We start from the raw sequence: 23,476 nt of genomic DNA, 5'->3' as shown, positions 1-23,476 counted from the left end.
ATTATGGTGGGTAGATGTGCGCTGAATCGTGCCAATTTGTGTAACTATACAACAAAAAATTCTTTTGCCCTGCGAAAAAATGATGTAGAGTTACAGACGTAGGGTACAGAGGTAAGATGTTCTATCTTTCAGACCTTTTACTTCACGTAATCGGATTTGGCTATATATTAGCCGCCCCAGTCACTTGTTGACTGGGGCGTTTTTTATTGGGCTTTTGTCAGAGAAATTGGCACTTTTTGCCGTCTGAGCGGGGGAGTATTCAGGGGAGATAACAGCCCTTTCGGGCTGTGGTAGGTGGTTAATTACTCACCTTGATCATCATGCTCGTCATAATCATCAATCATCACTTCTGGTGGGATCTCACTGAACCAGGTATCCAGTTTTTCCCGCAATTTATCGACACCAATTTTTTTCAATGATGAGAAAGCTTCAACCTGAATATCGCCCATAAAGGGAATAATCGCTTCCCGCACCATATTCAATTGGGCCTTGCGAGCGCCTGATGCCAACTTATCTGCTTTGGTCAGTAATAGCAGCACCGGCGTGCCGACGGCCACTGCCCAGGTAATCATCTGCTGATCCAAATCTTTCAGCGGATGGCGAATATCCATCAACACAACCAATCCTTTCAGGCAGTTACGCTTTTGCAAATACTCACCCAGTGCGCGTTGCCACTTGAGTTTCATCTCTTCTGGGACTTCGGCATAACCATAGCCCGGCAAGTCAACCAGGCGCACGCCATCGACCACTTCAAACAAGTTAATCAGCTGGGTACGGCCCGGGGTTTTACTGGTTCTGGCCAGACTTTTCTGGTTGGTTAACGTATTGAGTGCGCTCGATTTACCGGCATTTGAGCGGCCAGCAAATGCCACCTCAATACCTTCATCACGTGGCAGATGGCGGATATCCGGAGCACTGATGACGAAATGAGTCATGTGGTAGTTATAGTTTCTGATAGTCAAAATTTGTCGTCTCCGTGAGAGATAGCTTACATGGAGCGATTATAACTGCATCACGACGAAAAAAGGGGGTTTATCTTCCACTGCTCTTTTCTGCGCTTTCTCCGTGAAATTGCTATTTTTGTGAGTTGGTGGTCATTGTCGAGAAAATTAATGGCCTATCATTGAGTAACTGTTAAGAAAAACTTCATAAAAGTCAGCTAATATCATTAACAGGTGATTTGTTTTTATGATTATTTTTTTGAATAAAAACAAGTGACTGTTTGTATTACCCATAGCGCTGGATGTGCTGGCAGGGAGCGAAATCACTTAGGATGAGTGACCTATGCTTAAGGAACGTAATGGATATGCGGTGAGCCAGGGATGATAATGGAGTTCAGGTAAAAGGATGTTTAGGGACACAGGCCGGAGCGCCGGGTGAGTCACCTTCAGGGCTGGAGGGACGGTAGGGATGGCGTATTGCAGGATGGAGAAACCGGGACGTTATGTAAGTGCAGGGAGTGCGCTGTAAGGATATCCTTCGGCAGAAGGTGCGAAAAAAGGCGACAGGTTAATCTGCCGCCTTTTTTCTTTGTCCGCTTTCTGCTAGATTCCGCCCAATCCTATACCCAATAATTTTAAGATGACGGGTATATACTCAATCCGATCCCATACTCATTTAAGAGCACAGGTTATGAAGCAGCCAACTAAAGCACCACGCGCAGCCCCAAAAGGCACCGCAACACCAAAGCGCATTAAAAAGACCCGTGTAGAGCTGGATATCGAAGCTCGCGAACGTAAGCGTCAGAAAAAACATAGCGGCAATCGCTCCGGCGCGAGAAGTAACGTTGAGGGCAGTAATAAGAAGGGCCAGACCCCGGTGCAAGAGAAAGATCCGCGCTTCGGCAGTAAAGTGCCTGTGCCGCTGGTGGTTGAGAGCAAAGCTAAAGCCAAGCCAACCACTAAACCGGTGGTTAAAGCCGAAGCTAAGCCACGTCTGACGCCGGAAGAAGAGCTTTCCAAGCTGGAAAATGATGAGCGTCTTGATGCATTGCTTGATCGTCTGGATAACGACGAAGTATTGAGCAAAGAAGATCAGGCTTACGTTGATCTGACATTAGACCGCATTGATGCCCTGATGGAGCAGTTGGGTATTGAGTTGGGCGACGATGAAGATGACGAAGAGAAAGAAGAGAAGCCGGAAGACATTCTGAAATTGCTGAAGGGCGGTAATCCAAAAGACGCATTTTAAGTTATGCAGTGGGTCATCCGAACAATAGCCCTACTATTGACATGTTATCTATTGTGGTTATTGGGTAAACTATGGCGGCTGTCGCAACGAAGAAAGCGGTTGCGCAGCGCTACTGCGGCCAGACAACGAAAACATCTGCCCTCTAACCGGCCCGGTAGGCGCAAATATCGGAAGGAGTGAACATGTCTGAGCACGCGATATCTGAAAACACCATAGTTTGGGATCTGTCCCTGATTCAAAAATATAATTATTCAGGGCCGCGCTACACCTCGTACCCCACCGCCCTTGAGTTCAGTGAAGGTTATAACGAAGCTGCTTTTCAGCAGGCGGTGCAGCGCTACCCGCAGCGGCCTTTATCGCTGTATGTGCACATTCCGTTTTGCCATAAGCTCTGCTACTTCTGCGGCTGCAATAAGCTGGTGACGCGCCAGCAACATAAAGCTGATGAATATCTGGCGGTTTTGGAAAAAGAGATCCGCCAGCGTGCGGCGCTGTTCGCTGGGCGTCAGGTTAGTCAGATGCACTGGGGCGGCGGTACACCCACCTACCTGAATAAAACGCAAATTACCCACCTGATGGATCTGCTGCGTGAAAACTTTGATTTCCTGCCCGGTGCGGAGCAGTCAATTGAAGTGGACCCACGGGAAATTGAACTGGATGTGCTTGACCACCTACGTGCGGAGGGTTTTAACCGCCTGAGCATGGGAGTGCAGGATTTCAATAAAGAGGTGCAACGGCTGGTTAACCGTGAGCAAGATGAAGATTTTATCTTTGCCTTAATTGCGCGCGCGAAAGCCCTCGGTTTTAACTCCACCAATATTGATCTGATTTATGGCCTGCCCAAGCAGACACCGGAAAGCTTTGCTTTTACCCTCAAACGAGTGGCTGAGCTAAATCCTGATCGCCTGAGCGTCTTTAATTACGCCCATTTACCAAGCCTGTTTGCCGCGCAGCGCAAAATCAAAGATGCGGATTTACCCAGTGCCGAGCAACGACTGGATATTTTGCAGCACACCATCAGCTTCCTAACCGAATCCGGTTATCAGTTTATTGGCATGGACCACTTCGCTCGCCCAGATGATGAGTTAGCGGTTGCGCAGCGGGAAGGGACACTACACCGTAATTTCCAGGGCTATACCACCCAAGGCGAGAGTGATTTACTGGGTTTAGGTGTTTCGGCGATCAGCATGTTGGGTGACAGCTATGCGCAGAACGAAAAAGATCTGAAAACCTACTATGCCTGTGTGGAACAACGGGGCAATGCGCTGTGGCGTGGTCTGACGATGACCGAAGATGATTGCCTGCGCCGCGATGTGATTAAAACGCTGATTTGTCATTTCCAAATCAGTTATCAGCCGATTGAGCAACAGTATGGGATTCATTTCGCGGATTATTTTGCCGAGGATTTTGAACTGCTGGCCCCCTTCGAACAAGATGGGCTGGTGGAGCGGGATGAAAAGGGCATTCGTGTGACGCCGCGCGGGCGCTTACTCATTCGTAATATCTGTATGTGCTTCGATATCTATTTACGCAAACAGGCGCGCAGGCAGCAGTTCTCCCGCGTTATCTGATGAGGCCACCCTCAGCAATGAGGGTGACTTTCAAGTCAGAATTATGTGAGTCTAGTTACTCCATTCCCAACTCTTTCAACTTCCGCGTTAAGGTATTGCGACCCCAGCCCAGTAAGCGCGCTGCTTCCTGTTTGTGGCCTTGCGTGTGGCGCAAGGCGGTGGTTAACAGTGTCCGCTCCATCTCTGGTTGCGCTTCAGACAACAGATCCTGATGGCCGGACCGCAATGCACGATCAGCCCATTGCGCCAGCAGTGTTGACCAGTTATCCGGTGTCCGCTGACCCGTCGCATCCGGCGTGCTGGTTTCAAACAGCTCAGAAGGGAGATCCTGCACCAGCACCTCCTGCCCTGCCGCCATCACGGTGAGCCAGCGACAGGTGTTCTCCAGTTGGCGCACGTTACCCTGCCAGGGCAGGCGAGTCAGCGCTACTTCGGTTTCTGGATGCAGATTCTTGGCTTCAACCCCCAACTCTTTGGCGGCCACTTGCAAGAAGTAGCGGGCCAAACGCGGAATATCTTCACGACGTTCACGCAGCGGCGGTAAATGCACCCGAATCACGTTCAGACGATGGAATAAGTCCTCGCGAAATTTCCCCTCCTGAACGCGCAGTTCCAGATTCTGGTGAGTTGCAGCAATAATACGCACATCCACTTTGACCGGTGCATAGCCCCCGACCCGATAGAACTGACCATCAGCCAGCACGCGCAGCAGGCGAGTTTGTACATCCAACGGCATATCACCAATTTCATCTAAAAACAGTGTGCCGCCATCGGCTTGCTCAAAGCGGCCCTGACGCACCTGATTGGCACCAGTAAACGCGCCTTTCTCGTGGCCAAACAGCTCAGATTCAATCAAATCTTTCGGGATAGCCGCCATATTCAGCGCGATAAAGGGCGCTTTAGCGCGCGGGCTATGGCGGTGCAGTGCATGGGCCACCAACTCTTTACCCGTGCCGGACTCACCATTGATCAGCACACTGATCGAGGAGCGAGACAAGCGGCCAATGATGCGGAAAACGTCCTGCATCGCTGGGGCTTCGCCGATAATATCTGCGGTCGGGCCGCTGGCCGGCTGACTGCGTGGCGGTTGTTGCTGCTCCTGATAATGGCTGATCGCGCGCTCAACCAGGGCGACAGCTTCATCGATATCAAAGGGCTTGGGCAGATAATCAAATGCCCCTTGCTGATAAGCACTGACCGCTGCATCTAAATCAGAGTGTGCCGTCATTATGATGACCGGGAGCATCGGATGGCGCTGCTTAATCTGTTTCAGCAGTGCTAATCCATCCATGCCGGGCATACGGATATCTGATAACAACACATCTGGAGTTTGCGTCGCCAATGCATCCAACACCTGATTACCGCTATCGAATGTTGCGCAGCTTAGACCTGCCCCAGTCAGTGCGCGTTCAAGCACCCAGCGGATGGAGCTATCGTCATCGACGATCCAGACTATCCCTCGTTGCATAGAAACCTCACTGGCGAATAGGCAGGTAAACCGAGAATTCGGTGTGTCCCGGCCAACTGTTAAATTCAATTTTACCCGAATGTTGATCGATAAGATTGCGGGCAATAGATAAGCCGAGGCCAGTACCCCCTTCGCGACCACTTACCATCGGATAGAACACTGTATCTTGTAATTGCGTGGGTATACCGGGGCCGTCATCTTCAATATCAATCCGCGCCGCCAAACGGTAGCGCATACCATGGAGAGTGACCTGAAATGCGGTTCGGGTGCGCAACGTAATCGTGCCGCCTGCTTCACCTAGCGCTTGTAATGCATTGCGGGTGATATTCAGCAGCACTTGTTCAATTTGGTCTGGATCATGGGCCAGCTCAGGCAAACTCGGATCATAGTCGCGAATTAACGTCACGTTATCTGGCTTTTCCAGCGAGACTAACTGACAGACCCGTTCAGCAACCTGATGGATGCTTTGCGTCACATGTTGACCGGGCCGTTGTGGACCTAATAAGCGGTCAACCAAATTTCGCAAGCGGTCAGCCTGCTTGATGATCACTTTGGTGTACTCCAGCAAGGCCGGATCAGGCAGTGCTTTTGACAATAATTGTGCTGCACCCCGTAAGCCGCCCAGCGGGTTTTTAATTTCGTGAGCCAGCCCTCGCACCAGATCACGGGCGGCAACTTGTTGAGCATGTTGCAATTGTTCTTGGCTTAACCGACGCTGATTATCCATCGGTGCCATTTCCAGCAGTATAAAACCTTCCGGCAGCGCTTGTGCCGTCAGTGACAAAATATGCGCGCGACCATCAACCACTAACGTCACTTCGTTATCGGTAAAACCCTGCCCGGCCGCCAGACTTTCCCGCATCAAGGTGATATTCAGGGAAAAATAGCCTAATAATTCGGGTAGTGGTGTACCAAAAAGTTTACGGGAGCTTTGCGCCAGCAGTTGTTGCGCTGCGGGATTGGCATAATGAATCGCCAGAGAGTCATCCAATAGCAAAATGCTATTGATGAGAGAATTGAGGATCTGCCCAGCATCGGGCAGCGTGCCTGTTGCCATTACGCAGACTCCTGCACATTGGGGATGCATTAATACCTTTTTTATCGAGATTCGTGGCCTGCCAGCGAACTCAATTACTTCGGGCATAATTTATTAGCTAATTAAGCGGTGGAGAAAAAAGCCCATCCGAAGATGGGCCAAAAGTTTCCACGGCAACAACCCGTCATCTTTCAAGTTGTAGGTGTGTTGGCTGCTCTCACTCACCCGAATCACTTACTGGTGTAAGCTCATCGGGGTTCTCTTGTTTGCCGCCTTCCTACACCTTGAAATCTATTGGGTAAAATAAAACTAAACGCTGTAATACAGTTCAAACTCAACTGGGTGCGGAGTCATACGGACGCGGTCCATCTCCTCTTTACGCAGCTCGATATAAGCATTGATAGCATCGTCAGTGAACACGCCACCACGGGTCAGGAACTCGCGGTCTTCGTTCAGTGCAATCATGGCTTCGTCCAGTGAACCTGCCACTTTTGGAATCTCTGCTTCTTCTTCCGGTGGCAAGTCATACAGGTTTTTGTCCATCGCATCACCTGGGTGAATTTTGTTGATGATGCCATCAAGGCCAGCCATCAGCAGTGCGGCGAAGCACAAGTATGGGTTAGCTGCTGGGTCAGGGAAGCGCGCTTCAATACGACGCGCTTTCGGGCTGGCAACAACTGGGATACGGATAGAAGCTGAACGGTTACGGGCAGAGTATGCCAGCATGACCGGTGCTTCGTAGCCTGGGACCAAACGCTTGTAGGAGTTGGTGGTCGGGTTAGCCAAGGCATTGATAGCTTTAGCATGTTTGATGATGCCGCCGATGTAGAACAGCGCCATTTCAGACAGGCCAGCATATTTGTCGCCAGCGAACAGGTTGGTGCCGTTCTTGGACAAAGACATATGGCAGTGCATACCTGAACCGTTATCGCCAAACATAGGTTTTGGCATAAAGGTCGCGGTTTTACCAAATGCGTGTGCCACGTTGTGCACCACGTATTTGTAAATCTGAATTTCGTCAGCTTTCTTGGTCATGGTATTGAAGCGGGTAGCCACTTCGTTCTGACCGGCTGTTGCCACTTCATGGTGATGCGCTTCAACCACCAGGCCCATCTCTTCCATGGTCAAACACATGGTAGAGCGCAGATCCTGTGAAGAGTCGACAGGAGGCACTGGGAAGTAACCGCCTTTCACTGCTGGACGGTGGCCTTTGTTGCCGCCTTCGTATTTAGTGCTGGAGTTCCATGCGCCTTCGATATCATCAATAGAGACGTGGGAACCACGGATGCTGCTACCAAAACGAACATCGTCAAACAGGAAGAATTCTGGCTCAGGCCCGAACAGCACGGTATCGGCGATACCAGAAGATTTCAGGAATTCTTCTGCACGTTTAGAGATAGAACGTGGGTCGCGGTCATAACCTTGCAGGGTGCCTGGCTCAAGGATGTCACAACGGATAATCAGTGTGGAGTCTTCGAAGAACGGGTCCATAACAGCGGTGCTGGCGTCTGGCATCAGTACCATGTCGGATTCGTTAATGCCTTTCCAGCCACCAATCGAGGAGCCATCAAACATTTTGCCTTCTTCGAAAAAGTCAGCGTTGACCTGATGAGCTGGAATAGTGATGTGCTGTTCTTTACCTTTGGTATCGGTGAAACGCAAATCAACAAATTTCACTTCGTGCTCATTCAGCATCGTCAAAACATGTTCAGCGGACATACTTATATCTCCTGGATTTGTCATAGTCGTCGTCGTGGAACGATTACCGTGTATTACTGAGGTTTATGGTGCTTTGGTGTCACTCAAAACAGCAAACTTGTCACTATTTATTTCGTACAGTTATTAGAGCTGGCGATTCATGCTAAAATACATTGCGAAATCTATGCCAACTTTCCAAACCCCCCGGTTATGCCATATCATAGGGGTCTGCTGATATTCAGTATGCACCAGGATAGCTATATTGCACTGTTCTGGTGCTTCATTTGCGCCGTTGAGCACTATATTGGTGCAAAAGTGGGCCGAAAGGCTATTTTTGCACCGTGAAAGGGATCACAAACTAACCGCCGTCAGGTTGTTTATAAGAGAAGTTTGTGATCTTGTTTAGTCCCTCGCTTATTACGTGTACAATAGCGCGCTATTTCTAAATGCCTGAGGCAAAAAAGCTGTGATCGAGAATCTGCGTAACATCGCCATTATTGCGCACGTTGACCATGGGAAAACTACCCTGGTCGATAAGTTGCTACAACAATCTGGTACTTTCGGTGAACGTACTGAAGCAACTGAACGTGTAATGGACTCCAACGATTTGGAGAAAGAGCGTGGGATAACTATCCTCGCGAAAAATACCGCCATTAACTGGAAAGACTACCGCATCAACATCGTGGATACCCCAGGACACGCCGATTTCGGTGGTGAGGTTGAGCGTGTAATGTCTATGGTTGACTCTGTGCTGTTGGTCGTCGATGCAATGGATGGCCCGATGCCGCAGACCCGTTTCGTGACCAAAAAAGCCTTTGCTCATGGTCTGAAACCTATCGTGGTAATCAACAAAGTTGACCGTCCTGGCGCGCGTCCTGACTGGGTTGTGGATCAGGTGTTTGACCTGTTCGTTAACCTGGATGCAACCGACGAACAACTGGACTTCCCTATCATCTATGCATCTGCATTGATGGGTATTGCGGGCGAAGACCACAATGATATGGCGCCGGACATGACCCCGCTGTATCAAGCAATCGTTGACCATGTGCCTGCGCCAGACGTAGACAGCACCGGTCCATTGCAGATGCAAATCTCCCAGTTGGACTACAACAACTACGTAGGTGTTATCGGCATCGGCCGTATCAAACGTGGTGTTGTTAAACCTAACCAGCAAGTCACTGTTATCGATAGCGAAGGTAAAACTCGCAACGGTAAAGTTGGTAAAGTACTGGGCCATATGGGTCTGGAACGTATCGAAACCACACTGGCTGAAGCGGGCGACATTGTTGCTATCACCGGTCTGGGCGAGTTGAACATCTCTGACACTATCTGTGACGTGAATGCTGTTGAAGCATTGCCGCCGCTGTCTGTTGATGAACCAACCGTCACCATGTATTTCTGCGTTAACACCTCTCCGTTCTGTGGTAAAGAGGGCAAGTACGTGACTTCACGTCAGATCCTAGACCGCCTGAACAAAGAGTTGATCCATAACGTAGCTCTGCGTGTTGAAGAAACTGAAGATGCTGACGCATTCCGCGTATCAGGCCGTGGTGAACTTCACCTGTCGGTTCTGATCGAAAACATGCGCCGCGAAGGTTTCGAGCTGGCTGTATCTCGTCCTAAAGTTATCAACCGTATTATCGACGGTCGCCATCAAGAACCATTTGAAAGCGTTACTTTGGATATCGAAGAGCAGCACCAGGGCGCAGTGATGCAAGCCATGGGTGAGCGTAAAGGCGATGTTAAGGACATGATCCCAGACGGCAAAGGTCGTATTCGTCTGGATTACATGATCCCAAGCCGTGGCCTGATTGGCTTCCGTACAGAATTCATGACCATGACTTCAGGTACTGGTCTGCTGTACTCCACATTCAGTCACTATGATGATGTGCGTCCGGGCGAAATCGGCCAACGTCAAAACGGCGTGCTGATCTCTAACGGTCAGGGTAAAGCTGTTGCATTCGCATTGTACAAACTGCAAGACCGCGGCAAGCTGTTCATCGGTCACGGTACAGAAGTGTATGAAGGCCAGATCATCGGTATTCACTCACGTTCTAACGACCTGACTGTAAACTGCCTGACCGGTAAGCAATTGACCAACATGCGTGCATCCGGTACTGACGAAGCAACCACTCTGGTTCCTTTCCTGAAGAAAACTCTAGAACAGGCTCTGGAATTCATCGATGACGATGAATTGGTTGAAGTTACCCCGCAATCAATCCGTATCCGTAAGCGTCATCTGACGGAAAACGATCGTAAGCGTGCAGGTCGTGGTCCTAAAGAAGGTTAATTCTTCTTTGTTCTGCTGATACTTAGGGCGCGAAAAGCGCCCTGAGTTCTTTATCCCCTTCATATTTCAAACCGCAACTCCAATGTCTTTGGGGATACTTCCCGCGGCTTACAAAAATATTATTTTTCCTGACTCACCCCTGCCTTTTTCTTCCTCTCTCTGTTCAGTTTTACCTTTTCCCGTTACAGTGAAACTCACCATCTAATTGGGAGAGCGCTATGCTGTATATCTTTGATCTAGGGAATGTGATTGTTGATATCGACTTTAAACGCGTGTTGGGTGTCTGGAGCAAATTAAGCGGTGTTCCGCTGGCGACATTGAGCGAGCGTTTTACGATGGGCGAGGTATTCCAACAGCATGAACGTGGAGAGGTCAGCGATGAGGACTTTGCCCGTCAGCTCAGTGATGAAATGGGCGTCTCCCTCAGCTTCGAACAGTTCGCCGAAGGATGGCAGGCGGTATTTGTCGCATTGCGCCCTGAAGTGATCGCGATTATGCATAAATTGCGCGAGGAGGGGCATCGGGTGGTGGTGCTATCCAATACGAATCGCCTGCACTGTAATCACTGGCCACAGCACTACCCTGAAGTCGCCGCCGCTGCCGACCATATGTATCTCTCCCAGGATCTGGGGATGCGTAAACCGGAAGCCCGAATCTATCAACATGTGCTAAATGCGGAAAGTACCCCGGCGGAACAGGCTATCTTCTTCGATGATGTCGAGGCGAATATTGTCGCGGCCAGAATCGAAGGAATTACTGCCATTCATGTCACCGACCGAACAGTTATTCCTGCTTATTTTTCCTGATAAGTTCTTGCTCCAACCATTAATGGGTTAGCCTTAGTGGTCACGCTGGCCCAAAACTGGGCCAGATCGTGTTGACTGAGAGACGAACATGGCAAAATTTCTGCGTTTTCGCGTAACTCCTCCCTTAAAACCCTGTGTCACTTTTGGCCGAATGCTTTACAGCCGAATCGATAAAGACGGGTTAACGATGCTAGCTGGCCATTTGGCCTATGTATCATTGCTTTCGCTGGTACCACTTATCACCGTGGTTTTTGCCCTGTTCGCGGCGTTTCCGATGTTTGCCGATATCAGCATAAAATTGAAAGCCTTCATCTTTTCCAATTTTATGCCCGCTACCGGCGACATCATCCAAAACTACCTTGAGCAGTTTGTCGCGAACTCCAATCGCATGACAGTCGTCGGCACCTGTGGTTTGATTGTGACCGCGCTGCTGCTGATTTACTCGGTAGACAGTGTGCTTAACCAGATCTGGCGCAGCAAAACCCCGCGTTCACTGGTGTTTTCATTTGCAGTCTACTGGATGGTACTGACTCTGGGGCCGATTCTGGTGGGGGCCAGCATGGTGATCAGCTCTTATCTGCTGTCACTGCAATGGCTGGCAAATGCTCAGGTCGACAGCATGATCGATGAGATATTGCGGGTGTTTCCGCTATTGATCTCCTGGGTCTCATTTTGGTTATTGTACAGTGTGGTGCCCACCGTGCGGGTGCCGGCCCGAGACGCACTGATCGGCGCATTGGTCGCGGCACTGCTATTCGAGCTAGGTAAGAAAGGGTTCACGATGTATATCACGCTGTTCCCCTCTTATCAGTTGATTTATGGGGTGCTGGCCGTCATCCCAATCCTATTCCTCTGGGTCTACTGGAGCTGGTGCATCGTGCTACTGGGGGCGGAAATTACCGTCACCTTGGGTGAGTATCGGGCACTGCGCCATAAGCCAAATGGGGACGAGAGCCAGAGTCAGGAGATGTGAAGCATTATGATTGCGTTGATTCAACGGGCGCTTAGCGCCAATGTGGTGGTAGAGGGAAAGGTTGTCGGGGAGATTGGCCCCGGATTGCTGATTTTACTCGGCGTCGAACAAGAGGACACCGAGCAAAAAGCGCAGCGCTTATGTGATCGGGTGCTGGGGTATCGAATTTTTGGCGACGAGAACGACAAAATGAACCTCAATGTCCAGCAAGCGGGCGGCAGCGTGCTGGTGGTATCGCAATTTACACTGGTTGCCGACACCCAAAAGGGCATGAGGCCGGGCTTTTCTCGTGGTGCAGTGCCCGCAGAAGCTGAACGCTTATATCACTATTTTGTTGCTCAGTGCCGTGAGCGTGGTGTAAAAACTGAAACGGGATTATTTGCAGCAGATATGAAAGTCAGCTTGGTAAATGATGGCCCAGTGACTTTCTGGTTACAAGTCTAGGGGCAGGATATTGCTTGGGCTAACGACATGGATTGAGGGTTATGCCATAGATTTTATTGATAATTATAAAGAGAGAATGTGCCTATGTACCACTTGCGTGTGCCCATAACAGAACAAGAACTCAAAGATTATTATCAATTCCGTTGGGAGATGTTACGCAAGCCACTGCACCAACCGGTGGGATCAGAAAAAGACGCCTATGATGCTATGGCTCATCACCAGATGGTGGTGGATGAGCAGGGGAGGCCCGTCGCCATTGGTCGGCTGTATATCAATGCTGATAATGAGGCCGCTATTCGCTTTCTGGCCGTTGACCCCTCTGTCCGTGATAAAGGGCTAGGAACACTGGTGGCGATGACCTTAGAGTCGGTGGCGCGTCAGGAGGGGGTGAAGCGGGTCGTCTGTAGCGCCCGTGAAGATGCGGTCGATTTCTTTGCCAAACTGGGCTTTGTCAGCCAGGGGGAGATAACCGCCCCACAAACGACACCGGTACGCCACTTTTTGATGATAAAACCCGTCGCCACCATGGATGACATTTTGCATCGCCCCGATTGGTGTGGTCAGTTGCAGCAAGCATGGTATGACCATATCCCGCTCAGTGAAAAAATGGGCGTGCGCATCAGCCAATATACCGGCCAGCGTTTTGTCACCACTATGCCGGAGGCGGGCAATCAAAACCCGCACCACACCTTATTCGCGGGCAGTCTGTTCTCGCTGGCGACCCTGACGGGCTGGGGGTTGATTTGGTTATTGCTGCGCGAGCGCCATTTAGGCGGCACCATTATTCTCGCCGATGCACACATTCGCTACAGTGCGCCAGTGACCGGCAGGCCAAGAGCGGTTGCTGAACTTAGCTCCCTGAGTGGTGATTTGGACCGGCTGGCCCGTGGCCGCCGCGCCAGAGTGCAGTTAGACGTCAAATTATTTGGCGATGAAGATACAGGCTCCCTGTTTTCAGGCACTTATATGGTGCTGCCTGTTGCCGCCGGAGATGACGCCGTCCGCTAAACATCATCCTTAAGCCGCCCGTTCAATTGATAGCAGATTAACGGGTCGCTTTTTACCTCGCCTCCTTATTCGCCCCCGCTTTCCTGTGACCGCCCGCACTATTTCACCGAATTGTTCGCCGAGACATGTGCAATATTGAATAGATAACTTACAGTTATATATTGATGGATCTGATTTTTTCGCCATAACAGGCAGGGGCAACACCGCCTATTTGATGTGCAGAACACACGCCAATGCATTAAATTTTATTGATATTATTGAATAAAAACCACTAAGACACTCATTTTTCCCCATATTCTAATCACAGCAATCACCTCCAGATGGTTCGATTTTATTTCTCCATCCTTGGTGTCAAGGAGGGAGTCATGCCAGCATCTGAGGGTAATTCATCAATTAATGTTATCGGTTCGTCCCCGGCGTTTAATCAACTTTTACGCTTAGTTGAGCGGGTCGCGCCATCACAACAGAGCTTACTGATTTGCGGCCCCACCGGGTGCGGCAAAGAAGTGATTGCGCAATTGGTCCATCAGCGCAGTAAAAATCCCTCGGCCCCCTTTATTGATCTTAACTGCGGCGCGATCCCAGAGCATTTGGTTGAAGCGGAGCTATTTGGTCATGTCAAAGGCGCATTTACCGGGGCATCAGGTGATCGGCGTGGTCATTTGGAAATGGTTGGCAATGGCACTCTATTTTTAGATGAGATCGGTGAAATGCCCTTATCGGTGCAACCTAAGCTGCTGCGAGCATTAGAAACCCGCACTTTCCGCCCGATTGGCAGCAGTGATGTGCGCCATTTTAAAGGGCGAGTGGTGGCGGCGACCCACCGAAACCTGCTGACCCAAGTCAAAAGCGGTGTTTTCAGGGAGGATCTCTACTACCGCTTAGGGGTCATCACTCTGGATATTCCCGCCCTTAGCCAGCGCAGGGAAGATATCCCCGCCTTAATTGAACATTTCGCCTCACTGCAAACTCACCGATTAGTCTTCAACGCCCACGCGATGTCCCACTTACAGCAGTATCCCTGGCCGGGCAATGTGCGGGAGTTGCGCAATTTAGTCGACAGATTAGCGGCATTATCGGATACCCACTTAATCACTCGCGAGGTGCTGGACACTTTTATGCCAACCGCGCAGCTTGAGGTGAAGGTGTCATCAGATCTGCTGGCTGACGCCATGCTGGCACTACCGGGGGGCGATAAGTTGGTGGTGGTGGAACAGCTGTTGATCGAGCGAGCGCTACAGCGGACGACGGGCAATAAGACGGCAGCGGCTCAATTACTGGGTATCAGCCGCAAATCGGTGGAGCGGCGCATTCAAGGTCGGATGGATAAGCGGCCCATAGCGCTACAGCATTTGCAGGAGGGAATACGGCTGATGCAGTGCTCGGCCTACCACGAAGCTATTGCTGATCTGCAAAAAGGATTGCAACTGCTGGTGGGGATCACTTTAGATGAGGAGGTTCGGCAGCTTCATTACAACCTCTATCGCCAACTCAGTCTCAGCTACCAAATATTGCATGGTTGGTTAAGTCATGATGCCCTGAAATATCATAATGATGCGATCACCCTGGGTAAGAAAACCGGCGATGAGTCAGAGCTGGCAGAGCTCTGTTTCTGGCGCTGGTCAGCACAGCTAATGGTCCTTGATTTGCCGCAAGTCCGCACTCTGGCTCAGGAGTTACTGCAACGTGGCCAGACAGAAAAAACCGCGCAGATATGGCGTGAAGCCCATATCGCCCTAGCCAGTACCCTGTTTTGGCTTGGGGATAATCAGGAGGTTTTAACCTGCTTATTGCGCAGTAAATTGCTGAGTACACCTTGCGAATATAGTGATCAACAGGGTTTGGATTTGGTCGGCATGGCGCTGACATTGGAAGGGCTGGCGCTCTTGCAACTGGGCAAATTCAAACGGGCCAGAGAGATCGCCAAAAAATTGGAATTACGCGCCGCTGATAAAAACATTATTGCTTTTCATCGTGTTATTTCACTACGAGGGGCGGCATGGCTGGCCTGCCTATTCGAGGAGAGTGACAGTTTGGGTCGATTGACCCACGGGTTAGAAACAGTGACGCAGCAATATAGTTTTGCGTTTTATCGGGGGCTGGGAAAGCTGCTGAAAGGCTGCCATCTACTGATGCAGCATGATTATGCTCAGGCAGAGCTACATATGTTTGATGGCGATGAAACTGACCTATTTTGTCAGGGCGGCAAGCTATTTCACTCTTTTCAAGCATGGAAACGTGGCGAGTTATTACTGCTATCTGGGCAACCACAACAGTGCGACACCCTGATTTCATCGGCGCTGGAACTCGCCTTCAAGCACCAAGAGCGCGCCTATCTCAGTGAATTAATGGTCGTCAAAGCCCGCGCCAGAAGCGCACTGAATGATCTTATTGGCGCGGAACAAGGTTTTCGTTGCGCCATTGCGACCGCACAAACATTGGGGGTTATTCCTGCCCAACTGGTTGCGACCCACGAGCTGGCCAACTTGTTAGCCCAAACGCGGCGAAAACCGGAAGCCATTACCCTGCTGTCCAACATGCTGAAAAGCATCGATCCCCATGAGGCTCCCCCTTTTGTTAGCCGAGCGACTCAACTGCTGGCTGAGTGGCTTCAACCGGAATGAGTCGGCACCAGCGCCGATGGTCATTTTCGGCCAATGCTCTTTTTTCTCTGGACGGAATCGTCCATATTTGTGAATTTTCAGCTCACAAAAATTAAATTAATAGTTTTAAATCAAATAGTTAATTGATTGGCACGCAGGTTGCAATTTCTACTGTGGGTAGAGTATCAGATGTACTACCTAATGATGTTTCTCTCTTATCTATTAAGGAACACAATATGAGTACTCTCTATACAATTAACGTAATCAATAACAGCCCAACAGCGCAGGACTTCTTCTTCTTCCAAAAACCGGCGATTTATACCGGTGGCGCTAAAGTCTACTCCAACAGTATCTTTCAGGAAGTGTTGCAGCCCTATGCGAACTCAGGTTCCGTGCTGACCTTTGAGTGCTTAATGCAGTTCTATGCTGGCGCGCAAACTCAGCTACCGAATTTGAGTGTAGGGCAAGACTCAGGATACATCACCTCCAGCCAGGCGGTTGATTTAACCTCTGCGACAGCAGGGGTGCAAACGGCCAACACCACATTACTTTCTGTTGATCCTTCGCTAGGTTTGTCACCTGCCAGCTATACCGAGGGTGTCCAGCCCGGCGCTTATCGCATTATCACACCCGCGTTCAACCCGATTACGGAAGTATTGAATGCGGGGTTAGCGGTACAAAGCGCTAGCGGCGGCACGGTCTTATCGAGCTTTATCAATGCGGAACCGAGTAAAAACATCGATTGCCAGCCGGTGCTGAGCTTCTATGTCCAAACCGGGACTTACCAGCCGGGGACGGTGATTAATTTCTCCACCTCGTCGGTCGGTTCTGCAATATGCGATACCACTCAAGGGGTTACCGCGTTTAACGTGACCTACAACCCGCAAGGCACCTGGACGGTAACGTCGGCTTGATAAAAGCAGATCTGCACGGCCAGCTTGATTAACTCGCCGTGCCTCTTACGACAACTCATTTTTATTATCCAATTTTTATGAGGAGGCACTATGCCTAATCTGACAACTAGCATTCCACTCAATCTATTATTAGGCCAACTCGCTGATCCTGTGGGCCAATTGACTCAGCCACACCTCAGTAACGAGTGTGGTGCCTATGCCCTAACGGCCACATTGGCAGCCTTTGCGGACTGGCCGGAAAGTACCATTATCACCTATCTGGAAAACACGAATGTGATTTACCAAGTTGATGATTTTGTTACGGCTAAGACCAAAATCTATAGCCTGACGGGCATACTCAACCCCAATGGTGGAGCAAATGTTGCTAATGGGGGATATAACTCTCCGGCAGCAATGGCCGCCGTGGCAATGGATTTCACCCGCACGGCATCGGTGAGTATCACTACTGCGGGCTTATTTGCCTTAGGTATGTTGTACCCTCATGAACAGGTCGCTTGTGAGGTAGTTGTCGGCCAGCAAAATGTGCATACTGATGCCGTTTATGCCGACCCCAACGTCGGACAAGTCCAATTGATTTGTGTGGCCTCTGGCCCACAAGCGCTTCATATGCTTGCCCGTGGTTCCGACGGGCTTTATTACGACCCCGCCACTGGCATTCGCGATAATGATTGGGGCAATCCAACATTAGCGGAATTTCAGCAGCAAAGTGGTTATGAGTTTGCCGGTTTATGGTTAACCATCAGTTAGTGATCAAGCATTGTAAAATAGTGAACCGATAAACAGCGCCCGCATGGTTGCTTATCGGTTCACCCGCAACCTACATCTTTTCCTATCGCATCATTACGTCATAAATTTCAATTCGCCTTTCTTAAAAATCGCTATAATTAATATCCCAGCTATAGGATTGCTAAAGAATATATATCATTAAAAAGCGATATTTTTATTATCTGTTATTACAACGCGGTAGTTTTTAGCGTAACTCGAGTATGAATTGCACTGGACAGAAACCGATAATAGATATTTAATGATTTTGAAGTTACTGTTAATTACCATGTAAGACAGGTCAGGAGATTATTATTTATCTGCTTAGTGTTATATATCTGAAATTAATTAAGAGTTATCACATGATAAGTTAATAACAGATTAAGCAAGAGTAATTCATTATATTCCATTAGCATTATTTGGAGTGAATTAAAATGAACAAAGACTGGCATAAACAAGATATTTTAGCTGCAATCCGAAAAGAGAAAGGTTCTCTTGCCGAGTTATCAAGAGAGCATGGGTTATCCCCCTGCACACTCTCTAATGCACTCATGCGTCCTTGGCCAAAAGGTGAAATGATTATTGCCAATGCCATTGGTATATCACCTCAAGAGATATGGCCCAGCCGATTTATCGATTATAGAGGACATAAAATTATCAGAAGGATAAGAAAAAACTAAACATTAGAGGAGTATCTCATGAGGAAAATAGTAGAACAGTCTCTTAATATGTTAATCCGATTTTGGGAAAATAGCGCTGACCCTTGGAGTGTAAAAGATAATCAATCCAGATTTATTTATGCAAATCCCAGATTCAACAAAGTTATTAACTTACCTGTTAAATACAATGTAGAAGGTCGGTTAGATGGTGAGATGCCCTCATCTGTATCAGAATTTCAGGATCAATTTCAACATCAAGATCGTCAGGTAGAGTTATTACAAGACCGTATAACATCAGTTGAGATACATTTACTCGATGGGCTTACTTATTTCACACCTTATTTTTGTGATAAATATCCATTAATAGATGAGCAGGGGGTGTCACAAGGAGTTATCTGCCACGCCAGACCTGTGACGAATATTATGCTAACCTGCTTAAATAAGTTAAATACACCCATGTCATTGATGTTAACTCCGCCATTAGAGATATTTTCAAAAAGAGAGTGGGAGGTGCTATTCTATATTTTACATCCCTTCTCAAGTACAGAGATAGCTAAAAGACTCAGCTTGTCATCACGAGAAATTTGTAATGTCATCCAAAGTATCTATAAAAAAGCAGGTGTTTCCAATAAGCAACAGATTATAGAATATTGTCATGAAAATAAAATTGATAATTATGTCCCGCAAAGTTTCTTTGAAAACTCAGGATCTTTCTTATAAATGTAAATACAGTTAACCATAATGGGATAAATATAATGGAAAAAGAATTATTCGACTCACTTGAAATGTTAATAAGATTTTGGGATCAAAGTGCAGAACCATGGAGTGTAAAAGATAATTGTTCAAGATATGTTTATGCAAATCCTAGGTTTAATCAGTTTTTATACTTACCCGATGAATATTGTGTCGAAGGACGACTTGATAGTGAGCTTCCGACACCAATAGCAGAGTTTTCCGCTGAATTTGAACGACAAGATCGGCAGGCTGAAAAATTACAGGATCGCATTACATCAATTGAAATCCACTTACTTGATGGTTGTTCTTGTTACACGGCATATTTCTGTGATAAATATCCGCTAATTGATGAAAATGATATATCCCAAGGGGTGATCTGCCATATTAGACCTGTAAATAACATTATGCTCACCCGGCTAAATAAAATAAAAATGCCAACATCATTGGTATTAACCTCCCCGTTAGAGATATTTTCAAAAAGAGAGTGGGAAGTGCTATTTTACCTTTTACATAACTTATCAAGCATAGAGATTGCTAGAAAACTCAGCTTATCACCAAGTGAAGTGTGTGATGTTAGTGAAAGCATTTATAAAAAAGCAGGTGTTGCCAATAATAGACAGGTTATTGAGTATTGCTATGAAAATAAAATAAACAATTTTGTTCCTAGAAGTTTTTTCGAATATTCAGGGCCTTTTCCTTTAAAATAAATAGTGACTTAAGATAAGGAGGTTAATTAAATGGAGAAGAAACTATCTCAATTCACTGAATCATTAATTCGTTTTTGGGAACACAGTTCTGAACCTTGGGCAATAAAGGATAATCAATCCAGATATATTTATGCCAATCCCAGAGTCAACAAACTGTGGGCTTTATCGGCTAATTATTGTGTGGAGGGGCGGTTAGATGGCGAAATTCCAACACCGTCAGCAGAGTTTCAAGATGAATTTCAGAAGCAAGACCGTCGGGTCGAGTTATTACAGGAGCGTGCTACATCAGTTGATATACAGTTATATGATGGGCACTCTTATTTTACACCCTATCTCTGTGATAGATATCCATTAATCGATGAGGGCGGTGTATCCATAGGGGTTATTTTTCATTGTCGACCCGCGGCCGATATAATGTTAACTCGCTTAACTAAAATAAAAATCCCTACGTCACTTACATTTACCCCACCTTCTGATTTTTTTACCAAAAGAGAGTGGGAAGTACTGTTCTATCTTTTACATGTTTACTCCAGTCGCGAGATCGCTAAAAAGCTGTTCTTATCACCCAGGACAGTCTGTAATATTACTCAAAGTATCTATAAGAAAGCGGGTGTCACCAGCAAGCAGCAGATCATTGAGTATTGCTATGAGAATAAAATTAATAATTATGTTCCGCAGAGCTTCTTTGAGTATTCAGGCTCTTTCCCATTAACGTAAGGAAAAATTTAACATAAGAGGATAAATCATGGATAGAACACTATTAGCCTCACTTAAAATGTTAATCCCATTTTGGAAGAATAGTTCAGAAGCTTGGGGGGTGAAAGATAATCAATCAATATTTATCTATGCAAATGATAGATTTGGTAAGTTACTAGGTTTACCTAATAAGTTTAATGTTGAAGGGCGGTTAGATGGGGAATTACCTGCACCAACCGCTGCGTTTCAGACTGAGTTTCAGGCACATGATCGCCAGGCAATATTATCGCAAGAACGCGCAACAACCATTGAAATACATGCATTTGAACAACGCACCTATTTTCAGCCTTATTTTTGTGATAAGTATCCATTAATCGACGAGAATGGTGTCGCCCAAGGCCTTATTTTCCACGCAAGACCGGTACAAAATATAATATTAACACACTTAAATAAGATAAAAATTCCGACTTCACTTACATTTACACCACCATCAGAGAATTTCTCAAAAAGAGAGTGGGAGGTGCTGTTCTATCTTTTACATGCCTACTCCAGCCCAGAGATTGCTAAAAGATTATTTTTATCGGCCAGGACAGTCTGTAATATTACTCAAAGTATCTATAAGAAAGCGGGTGTCACCAGCAAGCAGCAGATCATTGAGTATTGCTATGAGAATAAAATTAATAATTATGTTCCGCAGAGCTTCTTTGAATCTTCAGGTTCTTTCCCATTATTGTAAGGATAAATTCAGCTTAGGAGGAGTAACTTAATGGAGAAAAAACTATCTCAATCACTGGAGATGCTAATTCGATTTTGGGAACATAGTTCAGAACCTTGGGGGGTAAAGGATAATCAATCCAGATTCATTTATACAAATCCTAGGTTACATAGGTTATATAATTTGCCTGCTGGCTTTACTATGGAAGGCCGATTAGATGGCGAGCTTCCTTCACCCGTTTCAGAATTTCAGGATGAGTGGCAGGCACATGATCGGCAGGTAGAATTATTACAAGATCGCATTACAACAGTTGAGATACACTTATTCGATGGGCGCTCCTATTTCCAACCTTATTTCTGCGATAAATACCCATTAATTGATGAAAATGGCTTATCGCAGGGGGTTATTTTTCATGGAAAACCGGTAACTGACACCATGTTAACCCGTCTAACTAAAATAAAAATTCCCACATCATTAGCATTCACCCCGCCCTCAGACTTATTTACCAAAAGAGAGTGGGAGGTGTTGTTCTATCTTTTACATGCTTACACCAGCCCCGAGATTGCTAAAAAGCTATTTTTATCACCCAGGACAGTTTGCAATATCACCCAAAGTATCTATAAGAAAGCGGGTGTCACCAGCAAGCGGCAGATCATTGAGTATTGCTATGAGAATAAAATTAATAATTATGTTCCGCAGAGCTTCTTTGAGTACTCAGGTTCTTTCCCATTAATGTAATGAAATTTATCATGTGATGAAGAGGGGGACGTAATGGATAAATCGCTAACTGACTCACTTGAGATGTTAATTCGATTTTGGGAACACAGTTCTGAACCTTGGGCAATAAAAGATAATCAATCCAAGTTTATTTATGCAAACCCCAGGTTCAACAAAGTAGTAAATTTGCCTGATAAATACAATGTAGAAGGACGGTTAGATGGTGAAATGCCCTCATCTGTATCAGAGTTTCAAGATGAATTTCAGAAACATGATCGTCAGGTGGAATTATCACAGGAACGCATCACATCAGTTGAGATACATTGTCATGATGGACTCCCCTATTTTAAGCCTTATTTTTGTGATAAATATCCATTAATCAATGAAGATGGAGTGTCCCAAGGTACTGTTTTTCATGGAAGGCCAGTGACTGACACCATATTAACCCGTTTAACTAAAATAAAAGTCCCCACTTCGCTTATATTTACCCCGCCTTCAGATTTTTTTACCAAAAGAGAGTGGGAGGTGTTGTTCTATCTTTTACATGCTTACACCAGCCCCGAGATTGCTAAAAAGCTATTTTTATCACCCAGGACAGTTTGCAATATCACCCAAAGTATCTATAAGAAAGCGGGTGTCACCAGCAAGCGGCAGATCATTGAGTATTGCTATGAGAATAAAATCAGTAATTATGTTCCGCAGAGCTTCTTTGAGTACTCTGGATCTTTCCCATTAATGTAAGGAAATTTATCATGTGATGAAGAGGAGGATGTAATGGATAAATCGCTAACTGACTCACTTGAGATGTTAATTCGATTTTGGGAACACAGTTCTGATCCTTGGGGTATAAGAGATAATCAGTCAAGATTCATTTATTCAAATGCCAGGCATCATAAATTATTAAGTTTACCTGATAAATATTGTCTTGAAGGGCGGTTAGATGGCGAGCTTCCTTCACCAACAGCAGATTTTCAATTTGAATTCCAGGCACATGACCGTCAAGTGGAGTTATTACACGACCGTATTACAACTGTTGAAATACATGCATGGGATGGACTTTCTTATTTAATGCCTAATTTTTGTGATAAGTACCCATTAATTGATAAAGAGGGTACAGTTCAGGGTACTATCTTTCATGTAAGATCGGTGCAAGATATAGTATTAAGGCATTTAAGTAAAATTAAGGCACCTACATCACTGACATTCACCCCACCTTCTGATTTTTTTACCAAAAGAGAGTGGGAAGTGCTGTTCTATCTTTTACATGCTTACACCAGCCCCGAGATTGCTAAAAAACTATTTTTATCACCTAGGACTGTCTGCAATATCACCCAAAGTATTTATAAGAAAGCGGGTGTCACCAGCAAGCGGCAGATCATTGAGTATTGCTATGAGAATAAAATTAGTAATTATGTTCCGCAGAGCTTCTTTGAGTACTCCGGATCTTTCCCATTAATGTAAGGAAATTTATTATGTGATGAAGA

General features: G+C 46.9%; 22 protein-coding genes. 18 read left to right on the top strand and 4 right to left on the bottom strand.

The window, feature by feature from the left end:
- Positions 1-302: 302 nt before the first annotated feature.
- Complete coding sequence (gene yihA, locus AACW11_RS08695) at positions 303-962, bottom strand: ribosome biogenesis GTP-binding protein YihA/YsxC (RefSeq protein ID WP_212586489.1); 660 nt, start codon at positions 960-962, stop codon at positions 303-305.
- 670 nt (positions 963-1,632) lie between these two features.
- On the opposite strand from yihA, the gene yihI reads away from it, so the two are divergent.
- On the top strand, positions 1,633-2,190 hold the full coding sequence (yihI, locus tag AACW11_RS08690) for a Der GTPase-activating protein YihI (RefSeq protein ID WP_049602833.1): 558 nt from the start codon (positions 1,633-1,635) through the stop codon (positions 2,188-2,190).
- 182 nt (positions 2,191-2,372) lie between these two features.
- Entirely contained in the window at positions 2,373-3,761 is a 1,389-nt protein-coding gene (gene hemN, locus AACW11_RS08685) for an oxygen-independent coproporphyrinogen III oxidase (RefSeq protein ID WP_212586488.1), read from the top strand.
- A 55-nt stretch (positions 3,762-3,816) separates the two neighbouring features.
- Here hemN and glnG read toward each other — a convergent pair whose 3' ends face one another.
- The 3 genes from glnG to glnA form a co-directional block, all read right to left on the bottom strand.
- A complete protein-coding gene (gene glnG, locus AACW11_RS08680) occupies positions 3,817-5,229 on the bottom strand; it encodes a nitrogen regulation protein NR(I) (protein WP_048618680.1) in 1,413 nt (470 codons plus the stop codon).
- A gap of 7 nt (positions 5,230-5,236) precedes the next feature.
- The gene (glnL, locus tag AACW11_RS08675; RefSeq protein ID WP_212586487.1) at positions 5,237-6,286 is read right to left on the bottom strand and encodes a nitrogen regulation protein NR(II); all 1,050 of its coding nucleotides are present in this window, start codon (positions 6,284-6,286) and stop codon (positions 5,237-5,239) included.
- A 288-nt stretch (positions 6,287-6,574) separates the two neighbouring features.
- A complete protein-coding gene (gene glnA / locus AACW11_RS08670; RefSeq protein WP_212586486.1) occupies positions 6,575-7,984 on the bottom strand; it encodes a glutamate--ammonia ligase in 1,410 nt (469 codons plus the stop codon).
- A 445-nt stretch (positions 7,985-8,429) separates the two neighbouring features.
- Between glnA and typA the strand changes: the two genes are divergently transcribed.
- The 16 genes from typA (at position 8,430) to AACW11_RS08590 (ending at position 23,453) form a co-directional block, all read left to right on the top strand.
- Positions 8,430-10,253: a ribosome-dependent GTPase TypA gene (typA, locus tag AACW11_RS08665; RefSeq protein WP_005277722.1), complete on the top strand. Its 1,824-nt coding sequence runs from the start codon at positions 8,430-8,432 to the stop codon at positions 10,251-10,253.
- A 218-nt stretch (positions 10,254-10,471) separates the two neighbouring features.
- A complete protein-coding gene (gene yihX / locus AACW11_RS08660; protein WP_212586485.1) occupies positions 10,472-11,059 on the top strand; it encodes a glucose-1-phosphatase in 588 nt (195 codons plus the stop codon).
- A gap of 88 nt (positions 11,060-11,147) precedes the next feature.
- Positions 11,148-12,032, top strand: coding sequence for a virulence factor BrkB family protein (locus AACW11_RS08655; protein ID WP_212586484.1), 885 nt, complete (start codon positions 11,148-11,150; stop codon positions 12,030-12,032).
- Positions 12,033-12,038: 6 nt separating this feature from the next.
- Positions 12,039-12,476, top strand: coding sequence for a D-aminoacyl-tRNA deacylase (gene dtd, locus AACW11_RS08650; protein WP_212586483.1), 438 nt, complete (start codon positions 12,039-12,041; stop codon positions 12,474-12,476).
- Between the two features lie 84 nt (positions 12,477-12,560).
- On the top strand, positions 12,561-13,484 hold the full coding sequence (gene fabY, locus AACW11_RS08645; protein ID WP_212586482.1) for a fatty acid biosynthesis protein FabY: 924 nt from the start codon (positions 12,561-12,563) through the stop codon (positions 13,482-13,484).
- A 365-nt stretch (positions 13,485-13,849) separates the two neighbouring features.
- The gene (locus AACW11_RS08640) at positions 13,850-16,108 is read left to right on the top strand and encodes a sigma-54 interaction domain-containing protein (protein ID WP_212586481.1); all 2,259 of its coding nucleotides are present in this window, start codon (positions 13,850-13,852) and stop codon (positions 16,106-16,108) included.
- A gap of 215 nt (positions 16,109-16,323) precedes the next feature.
- Positions 16,324-17,001 carry a hypothetical protein gene (locus AACW11_RS08635; RefSeq protein WP_212586480.1) on the top strand — a complete coding sequence of 226 codons (678 nt, stop codon included), beginning with the start codon at positions 16,324-16,326 and terminating at the stop codon, positions 16,999-17,001.
- Positions 17,002-17,091: 90 nt separating this feature from the next.
- Positions 17,092-17,748, top strand: coding sequence for a hypothetical protein (locus AACW11_RS08630; protein ID WP_212586479.1), 657 nt, complete (start codon positions 17,092-17,094; stop codon positions 17,746-17,748).
- Positions 17,749-18,197: 449 nt separating this feature from the next.
- Entirely contained in the window at positions 18,198-18,443 is a 246-nt protein-coding gene (locus AACW11_RS08625; protein WP_005277707.1) for a helix-turn-helix domain-containing protein, read from the top strand.
- An 18-nt stretch (positions 18,444-18,461) separates the two neighbouring features.
- Positions 18,462-19,142, top strand: coding sequence for a helix-turn-helix transcriptional regulator (locus AACW11_RS08620; protein WP_212586478.1), 681 nt, complete (start codon positions 18,462-18,464; stop codon positions 19,140-19,142).
- 35 nt (positions 19,143-19,177) lie between these two features.
- Positions 19,178-19,864: a helix-turn-helix transcriptional regulator gene (locus AACW11_RS08615; protein WP_212586477.1), complete on the top strand. Its 687-nt coding sequence runs from the start codon at positions 19,178-19,180 to the stop codon at positions 19,862-19,864.
- Between the two features lie 30 nt (positions 19,865-19,894).
- Complete coding sequence (locus tag AACW11_RS08610; protein WP_212586476.1) at positions 19,895-20,581, top strand: helix-turn-helix transcriptional regulator; 687 nt, start codon at positions 19,895-19,897, stop codon at positions 20,579-20,581.
- Between the two features lie 28 nt (positions 20,582-20,609).
- On the top strand, positions 20,610-21,296 hold the full coding sequence (locus AACW11_RS08605) for a helix-turn-helix transcriptional regulator (RefSeq protein ID WP_212586475.1): 687 nt from the start codon (positions 20,610-20,612) through the stop codon (positions 21,294-21,296).
- A 30-nt stretch (positions 21,297-21,326) separates the two neighbouring features.
- Positions 21,327-22,013, top strand: a complete 687-nt coding sequence (locus AACW11_RS08600; protein WP_212586474.1) for a helix-turn-helix transcriptional regulator — start codon at positions 21,327-21,329, stop codon at positions 22,011-22,013.
- Between the two features lie 33 nt (positions 22,014-22,046).
- Positions 22,047-22,733 carry a helix-turn-helix transcriptional regulator gene (locus tag AACW11_RS08595; RefSeq protein WP_212586473.1) on the top strand — a complete coding sequence of 229 codons (687 nt, stop codon included), beginning with the start codon at positions 22,047-22,049 and terminating at the stop codon, positions 22,731-22,733.
- Between the two features lie 33 nt (positions 22,734-22,766).
- On the top strand, positions 22,767-23,453 hold the full coding sequence (locus AACW11_RS08590) for a helix-turn-helix transcriptional regulator (RefSeq protein ID WP_212586472.1): 687 nt from the start codon (positions 22,767-22,769) through the stop codon (positions 23,451-23,453).
- The last annotated feature ends 23 nt before the right edge of the window (positions 23,454-23,476 follow it).

Origin of the sequence: Yersinia sp. Marseille-Q3913 (genome assembly GCF_963892745.1) — a bacterium.
Taxonomy (GTDB): domain Bacteria; phylum Pseudomonadota; class Gammaproteobacteria; order Enterobacterales; family Enterobacteriaceae; genus Yersinia; species Yersinia bercovieri.
The sequence above is the reverse complement of the archived record's forward strand: the minus strand, read 5'-3'. Positions and strand labels throughout refer to the sequence as shown.